Below are 19,308 nucleotides of genomic sequence, written 5' to 3'. Positions count from 1 at the left end.
GACAAGTCGAGGGCGGGCTTGTTGCATTGGTATCCTCACATGGGGAGAGCGACAAGCCGGGTCGCGGCAATGAGGAGGGATGCGATGAAGCGTTTGCAGGCTGCGGGCTCGGCTTTGGCTTTGGCCCTGATGCTCGGTGTGCCGGCGGTGCCGGCGAGCGCGGGCGAGGCGGTCAATCTGATCCTGAACTGGACGCCGACGGCCGACCATTCGCCGTTCTATTACGCCAAGGCGCAGGGCTGGTTCGAGAAGGCCGGCATCGACCTCACCATCGAGGTCGGCAAGGGCTCCGGCGTCTCCGCCGCCAAGGTCGGCTCGGGCGGCTCAGCCTTCGGCATCGCCGATCTCGCCACCATGCTGGTCGCCAAGAGCAAGGGCGCCGACGACGTCGCGCTGATGAGCATCTACGCCAACACCGGCCAGACGTTTTATTGGCTGAAGAGCTACGGCGTGAATGGCGTGAAGGAGTTTCCGAGCCACAAGATCGGCAACCCGCCCGGCGACGCCTCGCGCGTGATGTGGCCGGCCTTTGCCAAGGCCGCAGGCATCGCGCCTGATGCCGTCAGCTTCGTCAATATCGGGCCGACCGCGAAAATCGCGGCGCTGAAGAGCCACACCGTCGACATCATCAGCGACTTCTACAACGAGCACGATCTGAAGGTGACAGAGTTCGGAAGCGATCTCGGCTTCGTCAACTGGAAGGACATCGGGCTCAACCCCTACGGCAATTCGCTGATCGTCAACGGCGCTTATCTCCAGAAGAACCCCAAGCTGGTCGAGGAGTTCGTGCGCGTCTCGCAGAAGGCCTTTGCGGCCTGCGTCGCCGACGTCACGCCGTGCCTGAAGGCGCTGCTCGACCAGGTCTCCGGTCTCGACAAGGAGAACCAGGAACGCCAGTGGGAGCGCATCAAGTATTTGATGACCGACGAGTTCACGACCACCAAGGGTCTCGGCTGGATCGACGGCGAGCGGATGAAGAAGGACTATGAGCTGGTCCAGACCTATCTCGGCATGGAGAAGCCGTTCGACGTGACGACGGCGTTCACGACGAAGATGCTGGATCCCGCCGTCAAGATGGATGCGAGCAAGGTGAAGAAGTAGGGGGAGCCGTGAGCGGTCCCTGACCGCTTGCTGCGTATCGTCAGCTTTTCTTCATCTCGTAGACGTGTTCGGGCCCGGGAAAGGCGCGTGAGCGCACGTCGGTGGCATATCCTTGGATCGCCGCTTCGATGGCCGGACCAAGATTGCCGTACCGCCGGACGAATTTCGGGGTTCGCGGCGACAGCCCGAGCATGTCCTCGAGCACGAGCACCTGACCGTCGCAGGCAGCGCTCGCACCGATGCCTATGGTGGGGATCGCAATCGTCTCCGTAATCCTGCGCGCCAACGGTTCGGCCACGGCTTCGACGACGACCGAGAATGCACCGGCATCGGCGACGGCCTTCGCGTCGTCCTCGATCGGGCCCCAGTCCACCTCGTTGCGCCCCTGGGCACGAAACGAACCGAGCGTGTTGATGGATTGCGGTGTCAGACCAATGTGGCCCATCACCGGGATGCCGCGCCCGCACAGGAATGCAATCGTCTCCGCCATGCGAACGCCGCCTTCGAGCTTCACTGCGCCGCATTGCGTCTCCTTCATGATCCGCACCGCGGAGTTGAACGCCTGCTCCCTGGAAGCTTCATACGAGCCGAACGGCATGTCGACCACGACCAGCGCCTGCTTCGAGCCCCGCATCACCGCGGCGCCCTGGAGGATCATCATGTCGAGCGTAACAGGCACCGTCGTCTCGAAGCCGTGCATGACGTTGCCAAGGGAATCGCCGACCAGGATGACATCGCAATGCCGATCCACCAGCGCGGCCGTATGCGCGTGATAGGACGTCAGCATCACGATCGGCTCGCCCCGCTTGCGTGCACGGATGTCCGGCGCGGTCTTGCGCCTGATGGAAGACTGAATTGACATGATCGGGCTCCATATCCGGGGGACGCGGATCGAAGCCAGATGCCAAGGGCATGTCAATGCGGGATGATTGGGGCTGCGATCAAAATCGACGCGAGCAGAGGTGAAGAAGGAGGGGCAGGGGCGCCGTCATTGCGAGGAGCGCAGCGACGAAGCAATCCAGAGTCTTTCCGCATCGGCAGTCTGGATTGCTTCGCTGCGCTCGCAATGACGATGTGGCGAGAGCCAGCGCCAATCCATCACCTACCCACGTAACCCCTGGAGAAATTAACCCGTCGTTAACCAAATCCGCCGCATCGTTAACCATTCAATAACAGGGATCGAGTCGGCCGCTATGGAGGCTGCAGCAAAAGTCCAACGCCAAATGGTTCGCCTGCGCGGGCGCTCCTACGTGGCCTTCGTGTTCGTGCCGACGGTTCCGATCCAGGACTGGCTGCAGGAGATCGACGCCACGATTGCGCGCTCGCCGGGTTTCTTCGCCGGCCGGCCCGTGGTGATCGATCTGTCCTCGGTCGATCTCAGCCAGTCCGGCATCGCCCATCTGCTCACGAGCCTCCAGGATCGCAACATCCGGGTGCTCGGGATCGAGGGGGTGGAGGAGGGCCGGCTGACGCCGACGATGCCGCCGCTGCTCTCGGGAGGGCGCAGCTGCGTGGTCGAGCCGAGCGCGCCGAAGAAGGCCGAGGCGAAGGCCGTAACCAAGCCGACCTCGCTCCTGCTCGATAGCCCGGTGCGCTCGGGCCAGACCGTGATCTTCCCGGAGGGCGACGTCACCATTCTGGGCTCGGTCGGCTCCGGCGCCGAAGTCGTCGCCGGCGGTTCCATCCACATCTACGGCGCGCTCCGCGGCCGTGCCATGGCGGGGGTCAATGGGCACACGAGCGCCCGCATCTATTGTCAGAAGATCGAGGCTGAACTGCTTGCAATTGATGGATTTTACCAGACTGCGGACGACATCGACGCCGCTTTGCGCGGCAAGCCGGCGCAGGCCTGGCTGCAGGGGAATACCATGCGAATTACAGCACTGAACTGACCAGCAAAGGAGACATTTCAGATGAGTAAGGTACTGGTCGTGACATCAGGCAAGGGCGGGGTCGGCAAGACCACGACGACCGCCGCGTTGGGGGCTGCGCTGGCGCAGCGCGGCGACAAGGTCGTCGTCGTCGATTTCGACGTCGGCCTGCGCAACCTCGACCTCGTCATGGGCGCCGAACGCCGCGTCGTGTTCGATCTCATCAACGTGGTGCAGGGTGTCGCAAAGCTGCCGCAGGCGCTGATCCGCGACAAGCGGCTGGAGAATCTCTGGCTGCTGCCGGCCTCGCAAACCCGCGACAAGGACGCGTTGACGGAAGAGGGCGTCGGCAAGGTCATCGACGATTTGCGCGACCGCTTCGACTGGGTGATCTGCGACAGCCCGGCCGGCATCGAGCGCGGCGCCTCCATGGCGATGCGCTTTGCGGACGAGGCCGTGATCGTCACCAATCCGGAAGTCTCCTCGGTGCGCGATTCCGACCGCATCATCGGCATGCTCGATTCCAAGACGGTGCGGGCCGAGAAGGGCGAGCACGTCCAGAAGCACATTCTCATCACCCGCTACGATGCCTCGCGCGCCGCGCGCGGCGAGATGCTGACCATCGACGACATCCTCGAAATCCTCGCAACGCCCTTGCTCGGCATCATCCCCGAGAGCCAGGACGTGTTGAAGGCCTCCAATGTCGGCACGCCGGTGACGCTGTCGAACGTGGACGGCGCACCCGCACGGGCCTATATCGATGCGGCGCGGCGGCTGTGCGGCGACACCGTGGCGATGCAGGTTCCGGCCGAGCGCAGGCGCTTCATGGATCGTCTGCTGCGACGGAGGGCTGCATGAGCATGGGTCTGCTTCGGCTTCTCCGCGGCAAGAAGGCCTCTGCCCCGGTCGCTCGCGAGCGATTGCAGATCCTGCTTGCCCATGAACGCGGATTGCGCGGCCAGCCCGATCTGCTCGGCGTGCTGCGCGAGGAAATTCTTGCTGTCGTGTCCAGGCACGTCACGCTGGACCCGACCAAGGTCATCGTCCGGCTTGAGCGCGGCGACGAGGTATCGACCCTGGAGGTCGATATCGAGGTGCCGAACGATTTGGAGCGCAAGCGCGCGGCGGTCGGGTAGGGGATCCGGCCGGTACACTGCAAATTTGGGGTGGGTGAGAAGGCGGTCCGCTGGGCATAGCGGACCGCCTTTGTCTTACTTGCTCGTCACGTCAAATTCCAGGCCTGCCGATGTGATCGGTCGTGGGCGGAACGGGACCTGCGGCGAAATCGTTGTCGGAGGCCGCGGAGCGCCAAGCCAGGCGCTGCGGTTTCCTGAACAGGAGAGCGCCCATGATATCCGAGATCCAGGTCCACACCATCGCGCGCCAGATGCTGGAAAAACATGGTTTCGCTGCGATTGCGAAGGCCGCCGAGCAGGCGCAGGCCTGTGAGGGCCGCGGCGAGGCCGATGAGGCCAAGGAGTGGCGTCACATCGAGGACGCCATGAAGATCATCCGCGGCCCGCACCAGAGCTGATCCGCGGCCAGCGCGCTCAGCGCTCCCCGCGGTCGGCGCCCGGCTGCGTAGTGCGATTTTGTGTCTGCGGCTGGGGACGCTCGCCTGTCTCTTTGCAGGGCAGCGGTTCCCACGAGCCGTCGGGTGCTTGCTGGTAAGCACTGCAGGATGACGAGGTGGATTTTTCCTCGCCTTTCTGGGCATCGGAGTTCTTCGCCAGGGCGGGCGCGGTCAGCACAGCGGCGGCCGCAAATGCGCCGGCGAAAACAAAATGGATACTCCGCATGTGGGCTCTCCTGTTCGAATTCGAAGAGGCCGCATGGTGTCGAGGATTATGACGATAGTTGGCCGCCGCGACGGTTCCGCCACGGCGTGCTTAACGCCGCGAGAGAGCGCCTAGCCGCCCTTGCTGCGGATCAGGCCGGCGAGGTTGGTCTTCTGGGCCTCGCACCAGCCGGGCATGCCGAGGCGGCGCTGGTCCATGTCGGTCGCCTGCGTCGCGACCGCGACCTCGGCCATCAAATCATCGTCCTGCTTCTCGCCCATCTTGCCGCCGGTGTGCATCCAGGCGATCGCCTTGCGCACCTTCTCGGTGGTGCCGTCCGGCAGCTGCATCTGCTGCGCCTTCTGCACGAGGTCCTGATAGACGAGATCGGTGTTCGGACATTCCACCTTGGCGGCGAAGGCCTGCAAGACCATCGTCACATAGGTCGAGCGTGCACGGTCCGCCGCTTGGGCCGGCGCGGCGAGCAGTAACAGACCTGCGATCAGGAAACCGGTGCGCATCCTTGGTATCTCCTCCGTTTTTTTGGGAGGCTAGCGTCCGGCAAGCCACTCCGCAATGGTGCCGGGACGTATTTGTCGCTCCCCGGTGCGGTGCGCTATCGTCACCCCGTCCTGGCCACGGAGAGCGACATGAGCCTGTTGAGCACGCCGTTCGACCCCGCACGCGACACGGCGCTCGTCACCGGCGCAGGCAACGGCATCGGCCGCGCGATTGCGCAGGCGCTGGTCGGCGAGGGCGTTCGGACCGTGTTCGCCGATATGAGCCTGGAACGGGTGAATGCGGCGATCAGCGCGAGCGGCAGGCCTGAACTGGCGGTGCCGTGGGTCGGCGATCTCGCCAGGTCAGACGCTTGCGATGCCCTGCTGGCCGCCGCAGAGGCGCTCGGTGGGGTGACGCATTTCGTGCACAGCGCATCGCCGCCGCGGCGGGAGGCCGATCATGCGCTCGCGGTCGACCGCAAGACCTGGCACGAGATGCATGCCGTCAATCTCGATGCAGGATTCCATCTGGCGCGCGGGCTGGCAAAACGGCTGATCGCGGCGAAACGGCCCGGCTCGTTCCTGTTTCTCACCTCGCTGCACGCGGGCACGCCGCGCAACCTGCCGCATTATTCGACGGCGAAGGCGGGGATGGCAATGCTGGTGAAGGAGCTCGCGAAGACGCTCGGGCGTCACGACATCCGCGTCAACGCGCTGGTGCCCGGCGCGATCGCGGCGGGCGGGTTCGTTGCCGATGCCTCGCTGGCGAAGCACATTCCGCTCGGGCGTCTCGGCGAGGCCAAGGACCTCGCGCCGATGGCGCTTGCGGTGCTGTCGAACAAGCTCTCGGGTTACGTCACCGGCGCAGCCTTCGTCGTCGACGGCGGATTGTCGCTGACGAACTGGTTCGAGCCGCCGGAGCTGGACGACTAAGGCCCCGTTCCGATGACTCGGAAGGATGCTTTTGAGTCACAGTTCGACGCACTTCTACGCGAAGCGGTTTCCAAATCGCTCGAAACGCCGTGGCCTAGCGTCGCCAGGCCGGCACGGGATCGAGCGGCGTGCGATAGACCTCGTTGTGATCGCGATCGGTGACGCGCACCGCGCAACCCTTCCGTTGCAGCTCCGGCTTCACCTGCGACAGCTCGGTAGCCAATTGAACGGCGCGATCGGAAGCGACCTCGATGTCTTCGAGGATGATTCCACCCTGGTTCTTGAACTCTTCACCAACCACGAGATCGAAGGAATAGTAGGGCATTCGATTTCCCCGGTGTGACGACGTGAGCTTCAGTGGAAGTCTCAACACATCTCGGATGATACCACTGAGTCGATATTTTCGAATGAACGGGGCGCGCAATCTCTGTGCTTATGGCGCAGAAATCATGTGCAGCATTCGGGTGCGTTAAGATTTTATTAAATATGTCGACGTGATCATAAGGCATGGAATTGCAGCAGAACCGGGCTCCGGGAACCGGCAGCTGCAAGAGAAGGCCGGCGGCATAAATCCCGACGGCCTTTTCTCTTGACGGAAGACGATCGAAATATCGGTCTCCGTAATTGCCCGGACTCAACGCGTCGCATCGACTCAGACAGCTTGGACGACGTCGCGAAAGCGACGCCGCGCTCGCGACTGGTTTAACGCACCGGCATCGGCGGACGCACGACAGGTCCGTCGTCATCGGCAACGGCTTGCGTCGTGGCGACCGGTGCTGCCGTCGACGCCGCCGCGGCAGCCTGCGAAGGCGGCGGAGGTGCAAGCGGCGCGGGCGAATAGGCCGGCATGTAGGTTTGCGACACGACCGGCTTCGGTTTGCGAACCGGAGCCGCCGGAGATCTCGGCGGGAGCGTGGACACACGCGCGCGCGGATCGACCGGCTTGGCCTCAGCCACCGGCTTTGGCGCGGGCGGTTTCGCCATCTCGCGCGCCATCTGCTCCTGCCCGGCCTTCAGCTCGGCGATGTTGGCCTTGAGCGCTTCGATCTGCTGCGCCATCGCTGCGAGATCGCGCGTCATCGATTGGACCGACTGCGCGGGATCGGGCTGTGTTGCGACAGGTGCGGCTGCTGCAACCTGAACCGGAGGCGGCGTCGCGGGTTGAGCAGCTTGATCCGCCGCTTGATCCGTTGCGACTGGCTCCGCGGGCGGCGCGGCCTGCGCAGCGGTGACCGGCGCGGCGGTCACCGGTGCCGCCGTTTGCGATGTCGAAGGCAACAGCGAAGTCAACGCAGTCAATGCAGGTGTCCATTCGGCGAGGATCTGCCTGGCCGTGTCGCCATGTTTCTCCCAGGCGACAGTGGCGGCCGCGCTTCCGCCCGCAAACAAGATCATGACGAACGCGCCGCGCAGCCATTTGCCGGCGGAGGATCGCTTCTGCCGGCGACCATCGCTGGCGGCGACGCGCACGGCGGTGTCGACCGAGGGCGCTGCCGTCTGCGGCTCCAAGACGGGACTGAATTTCGGCTCCGGATTAATGGTGCGCTCCGGCGCGAACTTCGGATCTATTTTCGGCTCTGGACGGGTTGCGATCTCAGGCGCCAACGCGGGCGCACCACCGATGGGGCGCGAAGCCAGCACCATGTCGGGTGAAATCTCAACGGCGTCGTGCGGATCGTTGTCCTTGACCGTGTCCTTCACGATCTCATCGACGATTTGCCTAGAGTTCAGCGTCGCGAGCATCGCAGCTCCTTTGAAGTCCGAGTGTTTAATGTATGGGCGTCCGCATTGGCGCGAGCCGATCTGTCGAGGTGAACCCATCCCAAATCCGATGAGTCAGCACGATGACCCACGAGTCCAGCCGGGTTTGACCAAAGCAAGGCGAGGGGATGGAGACTGTGCGACGCTTCTCCGCCGTTTGTGGTGATGGAACCAGGCCGGTGGAACACGCGCACGTGTTCCACACTGCCTTTTTTTCAGCACGATTTGGGCAGCATCTAGTGGGGCTGGGGGCGCTGCTATCCGCTATCGGGGGGCCGGTGGTGCCAAAATCTCTAATCGTATTGTTCGTCATGGCCATGCTTCCGCTCGCCGGCTGCATGCAGACGACGCTTTCTCCATCGACGGATGCGAGCATGACGCCGCGCGACCGGCAGTTGCTTGCGCACACGCCCTACGCGCAGGCGAACGTGCCTGAGCAATATCTCCGTCATATCGTCGACTACCCGCGCAAGGAGCAGCCGGGCACGATCCTGGTCGATACCGATGCGCGCTACCTCTATTTCGTGCTGCCCGAAGGCAAGGCGATCCGCTACGGCGTCGCGGTCGGCGAGGAAGCCATGGCCTTCTCCGGCGTCGCGCGCGTTGGCCGTCTGGCGGAATGGCCCGACTGGGTTCCGACAGCGGAGATCCAGGCGCGGCTAGGACCGTATCCGGCGCGCGTCGCCGGTGGCCCCGCCAATCCGCTGGGCGCGCGGGGCATCTATCTCTACCTCGGCAACAAGGACACGCTCTACCGTATCCACGGCACCAACCAGCCGGAATATATCGGGCAGGCGATCTCGTCCGGCTGCATTCGGATGCGCAACGAGGACGTGATCGATCTGTTCGACCGGGTGAAGCTGAATGCCACGGTGGTGGTGTTGCCGCCCGGGCAGAATGCACGGGTCGACGCGGGGTCTAGCTGGCGCGGGTAGGCGCAGTGCGATCGGTCATTCCACTGCTCACGAGACTTTCGTCGTGGGCAGGGTTGAGACCTAGTTCTCAGGCCGGGCGACGCGCCATTGCAACGTCGTGGCATTGCCGTTGGCGTCGCCTGGCGCCTTGTCGGCCGGCGAGGTGTAGAGCGGACGATAGCGGTACGCCCACATCTTGCTTCCGTCGTTGCGACTGATCACGGTGAAGTCGCCGATGGGCTTGGCGTCGACCGTAGCGGATAACGGTACCCAGCTCTCGGTGCACTTGCCGTTGCAGTTCGACGTCTTGCCGGTGGTGTCGCGCTCGTAAGTGTAGAGCGTCATGCCCTTGAGGTCGACGAGCGTGGGACCCTGCTTGGTCAGGACCACCTTCGCCGGTGCGGTCGTGGCCTCGGGCTTCGGCGGAGCAGGGTCGCCGCCGCCATGGCCGTTGGCAAGCGCAGGACCGGCCGAGAGCGCGATGGCCGTCGCCGCAATGAGGAACCTGAACATCCGAAACTCCCGGGCGGCAAAGTAAATCGCGCGTTAAACGCCGAATATTGCCGACCGTAGCAGCCGAAGGTTAGTTCCTGGTTTCGCGGCACTGCGACAATTACGGATAGAAATACGGGGTTCATGCCTCCAGCTCGCGCAGCGGGGCGCGGCTGAGCTCGTTGCCGGCGGCAATGGCCTTGCGCAGCAGCCGCATTAGCTCTTCACCTTCCTTCGCGCTGAGGCCGCGCAGCATGACGCGCTGGGCGGACTCCACGGCCGGCGTGATCTTGCGCAGCGTGCGTCGGCCCTCGTCGGTGATCTCAAGCTCGCGGGCGCGGCGGTCGCGGCTGGAGGCGCGGCGCTCGGCAAGGCCTTTCTGGACGAGGCGGTCGATGACGCCGGTGATGGTGGTGCGGTCGTAGGCGATCAATCCTGCCAGCGTCACCTGGTCGAGCCCCGGATTGCCCTTGATGGTCGCAAGTGCCGCGTATTGCACCGGCGTCAGGTCGAAACCGGCTTCCCCAACCTCGGCCAGAAACACCGCCACCGCGATCTGCTGGAACCGGCGCGCCAGATGCCCGGGCATGTCGTTGTTGTCTTTCACCGAATTCTCCGTTGCGGCAGGGAAGGCGCGGATCGTTGACAAGTATACTGATAGTCAGCATACTGAGCAATATCGAAGAAGACGTTGACGGGAGAGGTGCTCATGCAATTCCATCTCAATGGATTTCAGCCGGGCGATCCTGAAATCGCCGATCCCGCCGAACGCATTCTGGCTTCGGGCGCAGCCGGGGTCGTGCCTGAAGAGGTCGATGTCCTCATCGTCGGCTGCGGCCCTGCGGGCCTGACGCTCGCGGCCCAGCTTGCGCAGTTCGGCGACATCAAGACCTGCATTGTCGAGCAGAAGCCGGGCCGTTTGCTGGTCGGGCAGGCCGACGGCATCGCCTGCCGCACCATGGAGATGTTCCACGCCTATGGGTTTAGCGCGCGCGTGCTGAAGGAAGCCTATTGGGTTAACGAGACCACGTTCTGGAAGCCGGACGAACGGAAGCCCGAGACGATCGTCCGCAGCGGGCGTGTGCAGGATGTCGAGGACGGGCTGTCTGAATTCCCGCATGTCATCCTCAACCAGGCGCGCATCCATGACGGCTTTCTCGATGTCATGCGCAATTCGCCGGCCAAGCTCGAGCCCTATTACAACCGGCGCCTGCTCGACCTCGAGGTCGATCCGGCGGCAGGTCCCGCCGACCATGCCGTGACGGTGCGGCTCGAGCGAGGCGATGCCGGCAATGAGGGGAAGGTGGAGACGATCAGGGCGCGCTACGTCGTCGGCTGCGACGGCGCGCGCAGCACGGTGCGCAAATCGATCGGCCGCGAACTGCATGGCGATTCCGCCAACCACGCCTGGGGCGTGATGGACGTGCTGGCGGTGACCGATTTTCCCGACATCCGCTTCAAGGCCCTGATCCAGTCGGCGAAGGACGGCAGCCTGCTGATCATTCCGCGCGAAGGCGGCTACATGGTCCGCCTCTATGTCGAGCTCGCAAAGCTCGATGTCGGCGAGCGCGTCGCCAATCGAAACATCACCGCCGATGACGTGATCGCGAAAGCGCGGCGGATCCTGAAGCCGCACACGTTGGATGTGAAGGAGATCGCCTGGTGGTCGGTCTACGAGATCGGCCAGCGCCTGACCGACAAGTTCGACGACGTTCCGGAGGCCGAGATCGCCTCGCGCCTCCCGCGCATCTTCATCGCCGGCGATGCCTGCCATACCCACAGCCCGAAGGCGGGGCAGGGCATGAACGTCTCGATGCAGGACGCTTTCAATCTCGGCTGGAAGCTCGCCGCCGTCCTCCGGGGGCAGTGTGCACCGGGCCTCTTGCATTCCTATTCGGCCGAGCGCCAGGCGGTGGCGAAGGAGCTGATCGATTTCGACCGCGAATGGGCGGGCATTCTCGCCTCCGCCGCCAAGGCCGGTGGTGCCGATGCGGCCAGGACGCAGGACTATTTCGTCAGGCACGGGCGCTATACCGCGGGCACGGCGACGCATTACCGGCCGTCGCCCCTCACTGGCGCGACATCACACCAGCATCTTGCCGAAGGCCTCGTCATCGGCACGCGCTTCCATTCCGCGCCGGTGATCCGGCTTGCGGACGCCAAGCCGGTGCATCTCGGCCATGCCGCGCAGGCCGATGGCCGCTTCCGCGTCTACGCGTTTTCGCCCGCGGAGGATCCCGCCGCCGCGGGATCGGCGATCCGCGCGCTGTGTGATTTTCTCGCAGAGGCCCGTGAATCGCCGGTCCGTCGCCATACGCCCGCTGGAGCCGACATCGACAGCGTGATCGACCTGCGTGCCGTCTTCCAGCAGGATCATCGCGCGCTCGCCGTGGAGGCGATGCCGGCGCTGCTGCTGCCGCGCAAGGGGCGACACGGCTTGATCGACTACGAGAAGATGTTCTGTCCGGACCTCAAGAGCGGCCAGGACGTTTTCACCATGCGCGGTATCGATCGGAGGGCTGGCTGCATCGTCGTGGTGCGCCCCGACCAATATGTCGCGCAGGTTCTTCCGATCGACGCTTTTTCTGCGCTCGCGGCGTACTTCGACGCGTTCATGCTGCAAGCGAGCTGACGCTCAAACAGCCCTGGCGTTGCCAACGAAAGCCCGGTCCTCGCGCCGGGCTTTCCGTTTGGTTCGAGTCAGGTTCCCGGCTTGTCCAATTTAAGAAAGTTCTTCGCGGGCAGATTTCATCGATCGTAATATGTGTACTCAAAGCTGTAAGCATCCACTCGGGGCAGCGGGGCAACGGGAGGATGACGATGAGACAGAGCCAGGCGGAGACGCGCCGCCAAAATGTCGCGAAGCGGTCGATGACCAAGGAGGCCAAACAACTGTCCAGCCTGATCGCCGGGCTGCGCAAATCCCTCGACGGGATTCACAAGGAGCGGACGAGCACGAAGCTCACCGGTGCCGAGATGGGCATGCTCGACGAGCGCCGCAACAACCTGTTGCTGACCATCGCAGCGTTGGACGACCGTCTCTCGGCGGTGCAAGGGCTGATCGATCTCGGCCGTCCCCATATCATTCGCGTCCACTAAGCGGATCGCGATACCTTAACGGTTCCGTCGCGGCGGCGATGGACCCGGGCCCGGTGGCCGGCTCCGCAGGGCATAAGGGTTGGCGTAGCACTGGGCGGACTGCCCGGAAGCAGTCGCGGCGCACTGCGCGATCGACGTGAAGCTGCAATCGATGCTGCTGCCGTCGATGGTGTAGATCTCGATGCAGACGGGATAGCGCGGATCGTAGGTCTGCGCCCGCGCAGGTGCGGTGGCAAGCAGCGCCACGCCAGGCAAGCCCGCGACAAGCAGAATCGCACTTCTGATGCTGCGCACGATCAATCTCCGTCGCTCAGTTGGAACCAGGGCACAATGCTGCCGTCGATGGCACCAAATTGCCACGCTCCCGGCGAATTGCCGCCAAAGCCCGCTGCCACGAGGGAGCGGGTGCAGAGCGACGCAAGGGGATGCGCATTGGCCTATAAAATGGTCGCAGAACGCGACAATGAGAAGTGCAGTTTTGCCCGCGAGAGCCGGTTGCTCATCGTGGCGAAGGCAAAAGTATGGGCGAGCGAGGGATGGAAGGTCGTCATCACCGACCCGGACGGCAAGGCCTACACTCCGCCCGAATTCGATCAGCTATCGGCGGCGTGACCGCGCGACGGGGCCGATTCTTCTTTTGACGCGTTTTCTTTACGCGAACCGGAATCCACTTCGCTCGAAAACGCTCTAGGGGACGACATTGATTTCGCTGTTTCGACCGGGGCGCGACGTGATCGCGCCCATGGTGACTCTCGCAGCCGCGGCGCTGACGGTGACGGTCGCGTCCGCGCAAAATCTCGATGCCGGCAAGCCGGCCGCAAAGCTCTTCGCGGACGGCTGCGCGACCTGCCATCGCAGCCCGCGGGGATTGGCGAAAGGGCGCTTCAGCCTGACGCTCGCCTGGTTCCTGAAGGACCATTACGCAACCAGCCCCGACTCCGCCAAGGCGCTCGCCGCCTATCTGGTGTCCGTCGACGAACCGCCGCCGCGCGCGGCGGCCAAGTCCGGTGCAAAGCCGGCCAAATCCGCGCCGCGTCCGCCCAAGGCAGTGCAGAGCCAATAGCTGTCGTTCCGGTTATCCGCGCCGATAGGTCTGTGCGATCAGGCGGTCGTGCACGGCACGCAAGTCCGCGCCCATGCGCGTCTGTCCCGTCGTGATGTAGGACAGCCAGGCGCCGTCGGCGGCGAGGCGCACAACGTGGAGTTCGGGCGCCGCGTCGGTCGTACGGTGACGCTTCAGGCGCGCCTTCATCCAGTCGTTCCAGAGCCGGCGCAGGGACGGATCGGTGACGACGACCATGCTCAGCGCCGCCCAGGGCGTCGCAAAGCCGAAGGCCTTGCCGGTGAAGACCGCATTGACATAGGCCCGCGTAAAGCTGCCGCGCGGCTTCGGGTCCGTTTCGATAGCGGCGTCGATCTCGGCATCGACGCGGCCGAGGAGATCGGCGAACAGGCCCTCGATCAGCGCCTGCTTGCTGCCGAAATGATGAAACAGCCCGCCCTTGGTGACGCCGGCCGCCGCCGCCACCGCCTGCACCGTGATCCCCGATACGCCGTGATCCATGGCGATCGCCGCGGCATGGTCGAGCAGGGCGCGCCGGACCTGCTCGGGCTGCTTGGCGCGGGTGTAGGCGCTGGCCGGCATCAATGCGCCGTCGTCTGCGAGAACAGGTTGATGACCACGACCCCTGACACGATCAGTCCGATGCCGACGAAGGCCGCGGCGTCCAGCATCTGGCGGAACAGCACGAAGGAGACGGTCGCAGTCAGAATAATGCCGACGCCGCCCCAGATCGCATAGGCGATGCTCAACGGAATGACCCGGATCGCCACCGACAGCGCGTAGAAGGAGGCGACGTAGAACAGCACCATGGCCAGCGTCGGCCATGGCCGCGTGAACTGCGCGGACTGTTGCAGGAAGGCGGACGCGGTCACCTCGAAGACGATGGCGAGGGCAAGCGCCGCGTAGGCATTGAAGGCGGAGGTCATGGCGAGCTCAGATGTGGCGCGCGAAAGATACCGCGCGGTAGGTATGTTTAGCACGCGGAACATGGCTTTTGGCGGGTGAAGGTATCACGTGTGAGTGACGAGCCTGCGACAGGCCGGAGCCTGTTGGCAGCGGTTTGCCGGAGTTTTGGCTGTTTCGCCGAAAAGACGAAGCCGCCGCGCGATAGATCGCACGACGGCTCGGAGTGTCGATTTTATGCGGCGTCAGCTGATCCGCACGGAGAGCTCGACGTCTTCGGCGAAGGGCGTGGACATGTAGCCGCTTGCGGGCCTGCGTACGCGCGCGAGATAGTCGGGGCTGTCGTCGGCATTGTCGGCGACGATGATCGCGCCCGGCTTGAGATGGCCTTCGACCAGATCCAGGATCTCCGGGTAGAGCGCCTTGGCGCCGTCGAGCAGCACGAGGTCGATCGTGTCGGGCAGATCGGCGCTGAGCGTCTTCAGCGCATCGCCCTCGCGGATTTCGACGAGATCGATCAGCCCACCAACCGAAAGATTGTCCCGTGCCCGTGCCGCCTTGGACGGCTCGAACTCGCTGGTGATGAGACGGCCGCCGCCATTGTCGCGCAAGCCTGCGGCAAGGTGCAGGGTCGAGATGCCGAACGAGGTCCCGAACTCGACAATCGCCTTGGCGCGCGAACTGCGCGCCAGCATGTAGAGCAGGTGACCCGTCTCGCGCGAGACCGCGAGCGGTGCGTCCTTCAAGCGTCCGTAGAGGTCGCGGTAATCGGTCTTGCTCCGCATCATCCGCGCCCGGTCTGCGTCGGACAAATCGGCGACGGCGGCGTGCGTTGCGCCCCTGGCTGCTTCGGCCTCGTCAAACAGGCGATCCAGCAGCGGCGCAAGCGTTGTGATGGTCGGGGTGGTCATTTGATGTCTCCGGAGTTCGCGAGGAAGCGCGCGCTTGCCCAGCGGTTGAAATACGACTAATTCGTCGCATTTCCTATTCGCATTGCCCGAGTACGCCATGGCCGACCGTCGAAGCCGTTCAATTTCCTCACGAAAACAGCCGCAACAGGCCCGATCGAGCGGGCTGGTGGCCGCCATTCTGGATGCCGCTGTTCAGGTCCTGGCCAAGGAGGGGGCGCAGCGTTTCACTACGGCACGGGTGGCGGAGCGGGCCGGTGTGAGCGTCGGATCGCTCTACCAATATTTTCCGAACAAGGCGGCGATCCTGTTCCGCCTCCAGAGCGACGAGTGGCGGCGCACGAGCGAGCTCTTGCGCGGGATCCTCGCGGATGCGGCGAAGCCGCCACCGGCGCGGCTGCGCGCGCTGGTCCACGCTTTCATTCGTTCCGAGTGCGAGGAGGCCGCGATCCGCGTCGCGCTCAGTGACGCTGCACCGCTGTATCGCGACGCGCCCGAGGCGCAGGACGCCCGGGCAGCCGGCGAGGGGATCGTCGCCGCGTTCATGCGGGAGGCGCTGCCGAAAGCCTCGGATGCGACGCGTACCCTCGCCGGCGAGCTGATCACGGCGACGCTGAGCGAGGTCGGCAAGAGTTTTTCGGAAGTGACGCGGAGCGAGACGGAGATCGCAGTCTATGCCGATGCCATGGCCGACATGTTCTGCGCCTATCTTGCGACGCTGGCGCGGCGCTGAGGCATTGCTGACATCGGCGTTTGCGGGCCGATTGTTCTTCAGATCTTGCCGGCTCGTGGGTTAACCTTCTCTCGCCGTTCCCTATTCGAGCCATCGAGCGCCGCGCCATGCATGTGCTTCGCCCCCAGTTTCGCATCGAGGAGCAGCGTGCGCTGGAATTTGCCGGGCAACGCGGCTTCGGCATGATCGTCGCGGCGGACGAGCACGGTCCGCGGGCCTCGCACGTGCCGTTCGTGCTGGGCGAGCGCGACGGGCAGGTGGTCGTGCAGATCCATTTCACCGCCAAGAATCCGCTCGTTGCGCTTGCGGACGGCACGCGGCGCTTCCTGCTGATCGTTGCCGGCGACGACGCCTACATCTCCAACGACTGGTACTCTTCGCGCGACAATGTCTCGACCTGGCTTTACGAGGCCGTGCACCTGTCGGGCGTGGCGCATCTGCGCGAACTGGACGAGAACCGCGGGCATGGCGATGCGCTGCTTGCGGTGTCCGAGGCGCGGTTGCCGAAGCAGCCCTGGGACCTCGCGCAAATGGAGCCGGGCAAGCGCGAGAGCATGCTGGCTGCGATCCGGGTCGTCGATCTCGTGGTCGACACCGTCGAGGGGCAGGCCAAGCTCAATCAGCACAAGAGCGATGCGGACCATGTCGCGATCGCTGACCGGCTGGCGCGGTCGGAGGAGACGGGGCACGGGCGGCTGGCGCGGAAGATGCAGGCGCTGCGGCCGGGGCTGGGGTATGAGATGCTCTAAACTTGTAGCCCGGATGGAGTCAACGGGTCGGCGCGAAGCGGCCGCCCGATGACAAGCTCCGCGTAATCCGGGATTCATGCCGCGATCTGAGAACCCCGGATTGCGCTTCGCTCCATCCGGGCTACACCAGCCGTTCCTGCTACGCTTGCGTCGCTCAGCATTTGATCTTACGGACCTCTGCATGCTCGTGATCTCCATTCAAAGCCAGGTGGTTCACGGCCATGTCGGCAACAGCGCGGCGGCCTATGCCATGCAGGCCGAGGGCGTGAACGTCGCGGCGGTGCCGACGACGCTGCTGTCGAACCATCCGCGTTATCCGACGTTGCGTGGGCGGGTGCTGGAGACCGAGCTCGTCGCCGATCTCCTCAAAGGCGTCGAGGAGCGCGACCTCGTCGATGAGGCCGCGGTGCTCGTCACCGGCTATCTCGGCTCGCCTGGCAACGCGGCTGTGATCGCCGACTTCGTCGAGCGGGCGCTGACGCGGAATTCGAAGCTCGTCTATCTCTGCGATCCCGTGATCGGCGATGACGGCCGCGTCTACGTCGCCGATGGCATTCTGGACGTGGTGCAGCACCGGCTGCTGCCGGCCGCCAACCTGACCACGCCGAACCAGTTCGAGCTCGAGCTGCTGTCGGGCGTCACGATCGCGGACACGCAGAGCCTGCGCACGGCCTGCGCGGCGCTGGCGGGGCAACGTCGCATCGATGTCGTCGCTACTGGCTGCACGCTCGCCGACACGGCAGAAGGGCAGGTGGAGACGATCCTGTGCGCCGACGGCCAGCTGTCGCGCTTTGCGACGCCGCGGTTGCCGATCCGCCCCTCAGGCACCGGCGATCTCCTTGCCGGCCTGATTGCGGCGCATCTGGCCAAGGGCAAGGCGATGCAGGCGGCCGTACGGCTCGCGGTCGAAACCATCTTTGCGGTGCTGGTGCGCACGCAAGACGCAGGCACCGCCGAGATGCGCCTCGTACCGCTGCCGATCCCCGGGCGGAAGCCGTAACAGGGTCAGGTCGCGCGCTTGCCGGCCGATTGCGCTGACTTCTGCGGCTTGGCCAAACTCTTCTGCTCGCGTGCGGCGTGTGTCTTTCGCAGCTTTGCGTGGGCCGCGGCCCGCATCACCTTCTTGGACCTCACGTTGGCCGCTTCCTTGCGGTCTCCCGTGCCACGCTTCGAGATGTATTCCTGGCCGTCGACCGGGCCGACATGCGGCGGATCGCGGCCGAGATAGGGCCGGCCGATGCCGAATGCCTTGCCGTTGGCGTCAACCCACTTCCACAGGATTTCGGTCGAGACCCAGCGCTGCGCGCGGTTGTTGCCCTGGGTGCTGACGATGTCGGCCGCCATGCCGTGGCCGTAGCCACCGCGCGTGCTGCCGCCATGATAGGAGCGGTCGGAGGCGGCCTTCAGGCCGCTCGCGATCGACTGGCGGTAGTCGTCGCGGAACGCGCTGGTGATGCCCGGCGACAGGCCGGCGGACTCGGCTGCGAGCAGCATGCGAAACAGCTTTCGCTTGAAGCTCTTGTCCATGCCGCCGATGACGTAGTCCATCATCGGCATGCTGGCGCGCTCGGCCGCTTTCGGATCCTTCCAGCCAAAATCCTGATCAACCAGCTTTGTGAAGCTGCGCATCACCGTGACCATCTTGCCCCTGCGCTTGATGGTGACGGGGCGGCGGTCCTCGACCTTGATCGAATCCTCCTTCGCGGTGCGCTGATAGAGCGTCCACAGATAGCGGTCGATGCAGGCGTCCATGACAAAGCATTCATCGAGCACGGCGACTGTGTCGGCCGGCGGCGAGGGCGTGCTCGCGGCAGGCGCTGGGCCGGTCGCGATCGCCGCGGGCGACAGCTCATCTGTCGTCACGATCTCGGTGGGATCGGCGGAGGCGAGCTTGACCACGGGCTCCGGCGCCGGTGCGGCTTCTGCTGGTGCAGCCTCGCTGAGGACGGGCGCGGGTTCAGGTGAAATCTGTAGCGCCGGCGGCGCTTCCGCCGGCAAGATCAGCGCCGGATCGGCCGAGGCGAGCTTGATGACGGCGGCGGGCATCTCGGCTGTTGCGGCCTCGGGGGCCGGATCCGGATTCGGTGTCGCAGCGACAGCGGCTGCGATATCGGCGGTCAGGGCGATGCCATCCTCGATGGCCGCAGCATGCGGGACGTCGGCGAGCTCGAGCCGGCCAAGATCTTTCGCGTGCGACACGGCGGAAGCATTGGCGCTGCCTTTCTCGATGAGGGCCGGAGCGTAGGCGGACAGGGAGAGCGCCAGCCAGCCGGCGAGAACGGCCGAGGGGCACGAGACCGCCACCAGAAGAGACCGCCGATCATTCATGATCCCTGCCTCCAAACGGTTCTGTTCGAACCAATCTTGCACAGCCAGGCACGTGACGCGTCAATTGTTCGGAGGATGGTGTGGCGGCGCAATGGCGCAAAGAGGCGAAATGGGGCTTTTCGGGCGGGTGTTGCCGAGGTGCAACGCGAGTTCCCTGCGGTTTGAGGGGCGGCAA

The 19,308-nt window shown here is 64.8% G+C and carries 26 protein-coding genes; 14 read left to right on the top strand and 12 right to left on the bottom strand.

Going from position 1 to position 19,308, the window contains the following annotated elements:
* Nucleotides 1–84 precede the first annotated feature (84 nt).
* Complete coding sequence (locus tag AB7Z56_RS24795; protein WP_063983594.1) at nucleotides 85–1,101, top strand: ABC transporter substrate-binding protein; 1,017 nt, start codon at nucleotides 85–87, stop codon at nucleotides 1,099–1,101.
* A gap of 40 nt (nucleotides 1,102–1,141) precedes the next feature.
* On the opposite strand, the gene panB is transcribed toward AB7Z56_RS24795, so the two are convergent.
* Nucleotides 1,142–1,963, bottom strand: a complete 822-nt coding sequence (gene panB / locus AB7Z56_RS24790) for a 3-methyl-2-oxobutanoate hydroxymethyltransferase (protein ID WP_063983593.1) — start codon at nucleotides 1,961–1,963, stop codon at nucleotides 1,142–1,144.
* Between the two features lie 331 nt (nucleotides 1,964–2,294).
* On the opposite strand from panB, the gene minC reads away from it, so the two are divergent.
* From minC to AB7Z56_RS24770, 4 genes are all read left to right on the top strand, one after another.
* A complete protein-coding gene (gene minC, locus AB7Z56_RS24785) occupies nucleotides 2,295–2,993 on the top strand; it encodes a septum site-determining protein MinC (protein WP_063983592.1) in 699 nt (232 codons plus the stop codon).
* Between the two features lie 21 nt (nucleotides 2,994–3,014).
* Nucleotides 3,015–3,830 (top strand): septum site-determining protein MinD, encoded by an 816-nt coding sequence (gene minD, locus AB7Z56_RS24780; RefSeq protein WP_063983591.1) that lies wholly within the window; start codon nucleotides 3,015–3,017, stop codon nucleotides 3,828–3,830.
* Nucleotides 3,827–4,108, top strand: coding sequence for a cell division topological specificity factor MinE (gene minE, locus AB7Z56_RS24775; protein WP_063983590.1), 282 nt, complete (start codon nucleotides 3,827–3,829; stop codon nucleotides 4,106–4,108). Before minD ends, minE begins: the two co-directional genes overlap by 4 nt.
* 212 nt (nucleotides 4,109–4,320) lie before the next feature.
* Nucleotides 4,321–4,506, top strand: a complete 186-nt coding sequence (locus tag AB7Z56_RS24770) for a hypothetical protein (RefSeq protein WP_028161169.1) — start codon at nucleotides 4,321–4,323, stop codon at nucleotides 4,504–4,506.
* Between the two features lie 16 nt (nucleotides 4,507–4,522).
* Here AB7Z56_RS24770 and AB7Z56_RS24765 read toward each other — a convergent pair whose 3' ends face one another.
* The gene (locus AB7Z56_RS24765; RefSeq protein ID WP_231144930.1) at nucleotides 4,523–4,771 is read right to left on the bottom strand and encodes a hypothetical protein; all 249 of its coding nucleotides are present in this window, start codon (nucleotides 4,769–4,771) and stop codon (nucleotides 4,523–4,525) included.
* Nucleotides 4,772–4,881: 110 nt separating this feature from the next.
* On the bottom strand, nucleotides 4,882–5,271 hold the full coding sequence (locus tag AB7Z56_RS24760) for a hypothetical protein (RefSeq protein WP_063983589.1): 390 nt from the start codon (nucleotides 5,269–5,271) through the stop codon (nucleotides 4,882–4,884).
* A 129-nt stretch (nucleotides 5,272–5,400) separates the two neighbouring features.
* On the opposite strand from AB7Z56_RS24760, the gene AB7Z56_RS24755 reads away from it, so the two are divergent.
* Nucleotides 5,401–6,183: an SDR family NAD(P)-dependent oxidoreductase gene (locus AB7Z56_RS24755; RefSeq protein WP_063986405.1), complete on the top strand. Its 783-nt coding sequence runs from the start codon at nucleotides 5,401–5,403 to the stop codon at nucleotides 6,181–6,183.
* Between the two features lie 94 nt (nucleotides 6,184–6,277).
* On the opposite strand, the gene AB7Z56_RS24750 is transcribed toward AB7Z56_RS24755, so the two are convergent.
* Together AB7Z56_RS24750 and AB7Z56_RS24745 are read right to left on the bottom strand one after the other, a co-directional pair.
* Nucleotides 6,278–6,508: a DUF6894 family protein gene (locus tag AB7Z56_RS24750; RefSeq protein ID WP_027530842.1), complete on the bottom strand. Its 231-nt coding sequence runs from the start codon at nucleotides 6,506–6,508 to the stop codon at nucleotides 6,278–6,280.
* 377 nt (nucleotides 6,509–6,885) lie between these two features.
* Nucleotides 6,886–7,926 (bottom strand): hypothetical protein, encoded by a 1,041-nt coding sequence (locus AB7Z56_RS24745; protein WP_354102581.1) that lies wholly within the window; start codon nucleotides 7,924–7,926, stop codon nucleotides 6,886–6,888.
* Nucleotides 7,927–8,261: 335 nt separating this feature from the next.
* Between AB7Z56_RS24745 and AB7Z56_RS24740 the strand changes: the two genes are divergently transcribed.
* Nucleotides 8,262–8,879, top strand: coding sequence for a L,D-transpeptidase (locus AB7Z56_RS24740; RefSeq protein WP_166105773.1), 618 nt, complete (start codon nucleotides 8,262–8,264; stop codon nucleotides 8,877–8,879).
* A 60-nt stretch (nucleotides 8,880–8,939) separates the two neighbouring features.
* Here AB7Z56_RS24740 and AB7Z56_RS24735 read toward each other — a convergent pair whose 3' ends face one another.
* On the bottom strand, nucleotides 8,940–9,371 hold the full coding sequence (locus tag AB7Z56_RS24735) for a COG4315 family predicted lipoprotein (protein ID WP_063983587.1): 432 nt from the start codon (nucleotides 9,369–9,371) through the stop codon (nucleotides 8,940–8,942).
* A 121-nt stretch (nucleotides 9,372–9,492) separates the two neighbouring features.
* Nucleotides 9,493–9,957 carry a MarR family winged helix-turn-helix transcriptional regulator gene (locus AB7Z56_RS24730; protein WP_063986404.1) on the bottom strand — a complete coding sequence of 155 codons (465 nt, stop codon included), beginning with the start codon at nucleotides 9,955–9,957 and terminating at the stop codon, nucleotides 9,493–9,495.
* A gap of 102 nt (nucleotides 9,958–10,059) precedes the next feature.
* On the opposite strand from AB7Z56_RS24730, the gene AB7Z56_RS24725 reads away from it, so the two are divergent.
* A complete protein-coding gene (locus AB7Z56_RS24725; RefSeq protein ID WP_063983586.1) occupies nucleotides 10,060–11,982 on the top strand; it encodes an FAD-binding monooxygenase in 1,923 nt (640 codons plus the stop codon).
* A gap of 239 nt (nucleotides 11,983–12,221) precedes the next feature.
* Nucleotides 12,222–12,449 carry a hypothetical protein gene (locus AB7Z56_RS24720; RefSeq protein ID WP_224580733.1) on the top strand — a complete coding sequence of 76 codons (228 nt, stop codon included), beginning with the start codon at nucleotides 12,222–12,224 and terminating at the stop codon, nucleotides 12,447–12,449.
* Nucleotides 12,450–12,464: 15 nt separating this feature from the next.
* On the opposite strand, the gene AB7Z56_RS24715 is transcribed toward AB7Z56_RS24720, so the two are convergent.
* On the bottom strand, nucleotides 12,465–12,743 hold the full coding sequence (locus AB7Z56_RS24715; protein WP_187387720.1) for a DUF3551 domain-containing protein: 279 nt from the start codon (nucleotides 12,741–12,743) through the stop codon (nucleotides 12,465–12,467).
* Between the two features lie 111 nt (nucleotides 12,744–12,854).
* Here AB7Z56_RS24715 and AB7Z56_RS24710 point away from each other — a divergent pair, with 111 nt between their 5' ends.
* Both AB7Z56_RS24710 and AB7Z56_RS24705 read left to right on the top strand, forming a co-directional pair.
* Nucleotides 12,855–13,061 (top strand): hypothetical protein, encoded by a 207-nt coding sequence (locus tag AB7Z56_RS24710; RefSeq protein ID WP_063983585.1) that lies wholly within the window; start codon nucleotides 12,855–12,857, stop codon nucleotides 13,059–13,061.
* Nucleotides 13,062–13,191: 130 nt separating this feature from the next.
* Nucleotides 13,192–13,512, top strand: coding sequence for a hypothetical protein (locus AB7Z56_RS24705; protein ID WP_231144935.1), 321 nt, complete (start codon nucleotides 13,192–13,194; stop codon nucleotides 13,510–13,512).
* 12 nt (nucleotides 13,513–13,524) lie between these two features.
* On the opposite strand, the gene AB7Z56_RS24700 is transcribed toward AB7Z56_RS24705, so the two are convergent.
* The 3 genes from AB7Z56_RS24700 to AB7Z56_RS24690 all read right to left on the bottom strand — a co-directional run bounded on the left by AB7Z56_RS24700 (nucleotide 13,525) and on the right by AB7Z56_RS24690 (nucleotide 15,326).
* On the bottom strand, nucleotides 13,525–14,094 hold the full coding sequence (locus AB7Z56_RS24700) for a TetR/AcrR family transcriptional regulator (RefSeq protein WP_063983584.1): 570 nt from the start codon (nucleotides 14,092–14,094) through the stop codon (nucleotides 13,525–13,527).
* A complete protein-coding gene (locus AB7Z56_RS24695; RefSeq protein WP_014495640.1) occupies nucleotides 14,094–14,438 on the bottom strand; it encodes a DMT family transporter in 345 nt (114 codons plus the stop codon). Before AB7Z56_RS24695 ends, AB7Z56_RS24700 begins: the two co-directional genes overlap by 1 nt.
* Nucleotides 14,439–14,660: 222 nt before the next feature.
* A complete protein-coding gene (locus tag AB7Z56_RS24690) occupies nucleotides 14,661–15,326 on the bottom strand; it encodes an O-methyltransferase (protein ID WP_063983583.1) in 666 nt (221 codons plus the stop codon).
* 97 nt (nucleotides 15,327–15,423) lie between these two features.
* Between AB7Z56_RS24690 and AB7Z56_RS24685 the strand changes: the two genes are divergently transcribed.
* The 3 genes from AB7Z56_RS24685 to pdxY all read left to right on the top strand — a co-directional run bounded on the left by AB7Z56_RS24685 (nucleotide 15,424) and on the right by pdxY (nucleotide 17,805).
* Nucleotides 15,424–16,056 carry a TetR family transcriptional regulator gene (locus AB7Z56_RS24685; protein WP_063983582.1) on the top strand — a complete coding sequence of 211 codons (633 nt, stop codon included), beginning with the start codon at nucleotides 15,424–15,426 and terminating at the stop codon, nucleotides 16,054–16,056.
* Between the two features lie 107 nt (nucleotides 16,057–16,163).
* Nucleotides 16,164–16,805 (top strand): FMN-binding negative transcriptional regulator, encoded by a 642-nt coding sequence (locus AB7Z56_RS24680; protein WP_063983581.1) that lies wholly within the window; start codon nucleotides 16,164–16,166, stop codon nucleotides 16,803–16,805.
* Between the two features lie 181 nt (nucleotides 16,806–16,986).
* Nucleotides 16,987–17,805, top strand: coding sequence for a pyridoxal kinase (gene pdxY, locus AB7Z56_RS24675; protein ID WP_063983580.1), 819 nt, complete (start codon nucleotides 16,987–16,989; stop codon nucleotides 17,803–17,805).
* A 5-nt stretch (nucleotides 17,806–17,810) separates the two neighbouring features.
* Here the strand turns inward: pdxY and AB7Z56_RS24670 are convergent, their stop codons facing one another.
* Nucleotides 17,811–19,133, bottom strand: a complete 1,323-nt coding sequence (locus AB7Z56_RS24670; RefSeq protein WP_063983579.1) for a hypothetical protein — start codon at nucleotides 19,131–19,133, stop codon at nucleotides 17,811–17,813.
* Between the last annotated feature and the right edge of the window lie 175 nt (nucleotides 19,134–19,308).

The sequence above is a fragment of the Bradyrhizobium sp. 482_C4_N1_8 genome (assembly GCF_052075965.1).
Taxonomy (GTDB): Bacteria; Pseudomonadota; Alphaproteobacteria; order Rhizobiales; family Xanthobacteraceae; genus Bradyrhizobium; species Bradyrhizobium barranii.
This window is presented reverse-complemented; position numbering and strand designations above follow the sequence as displayed.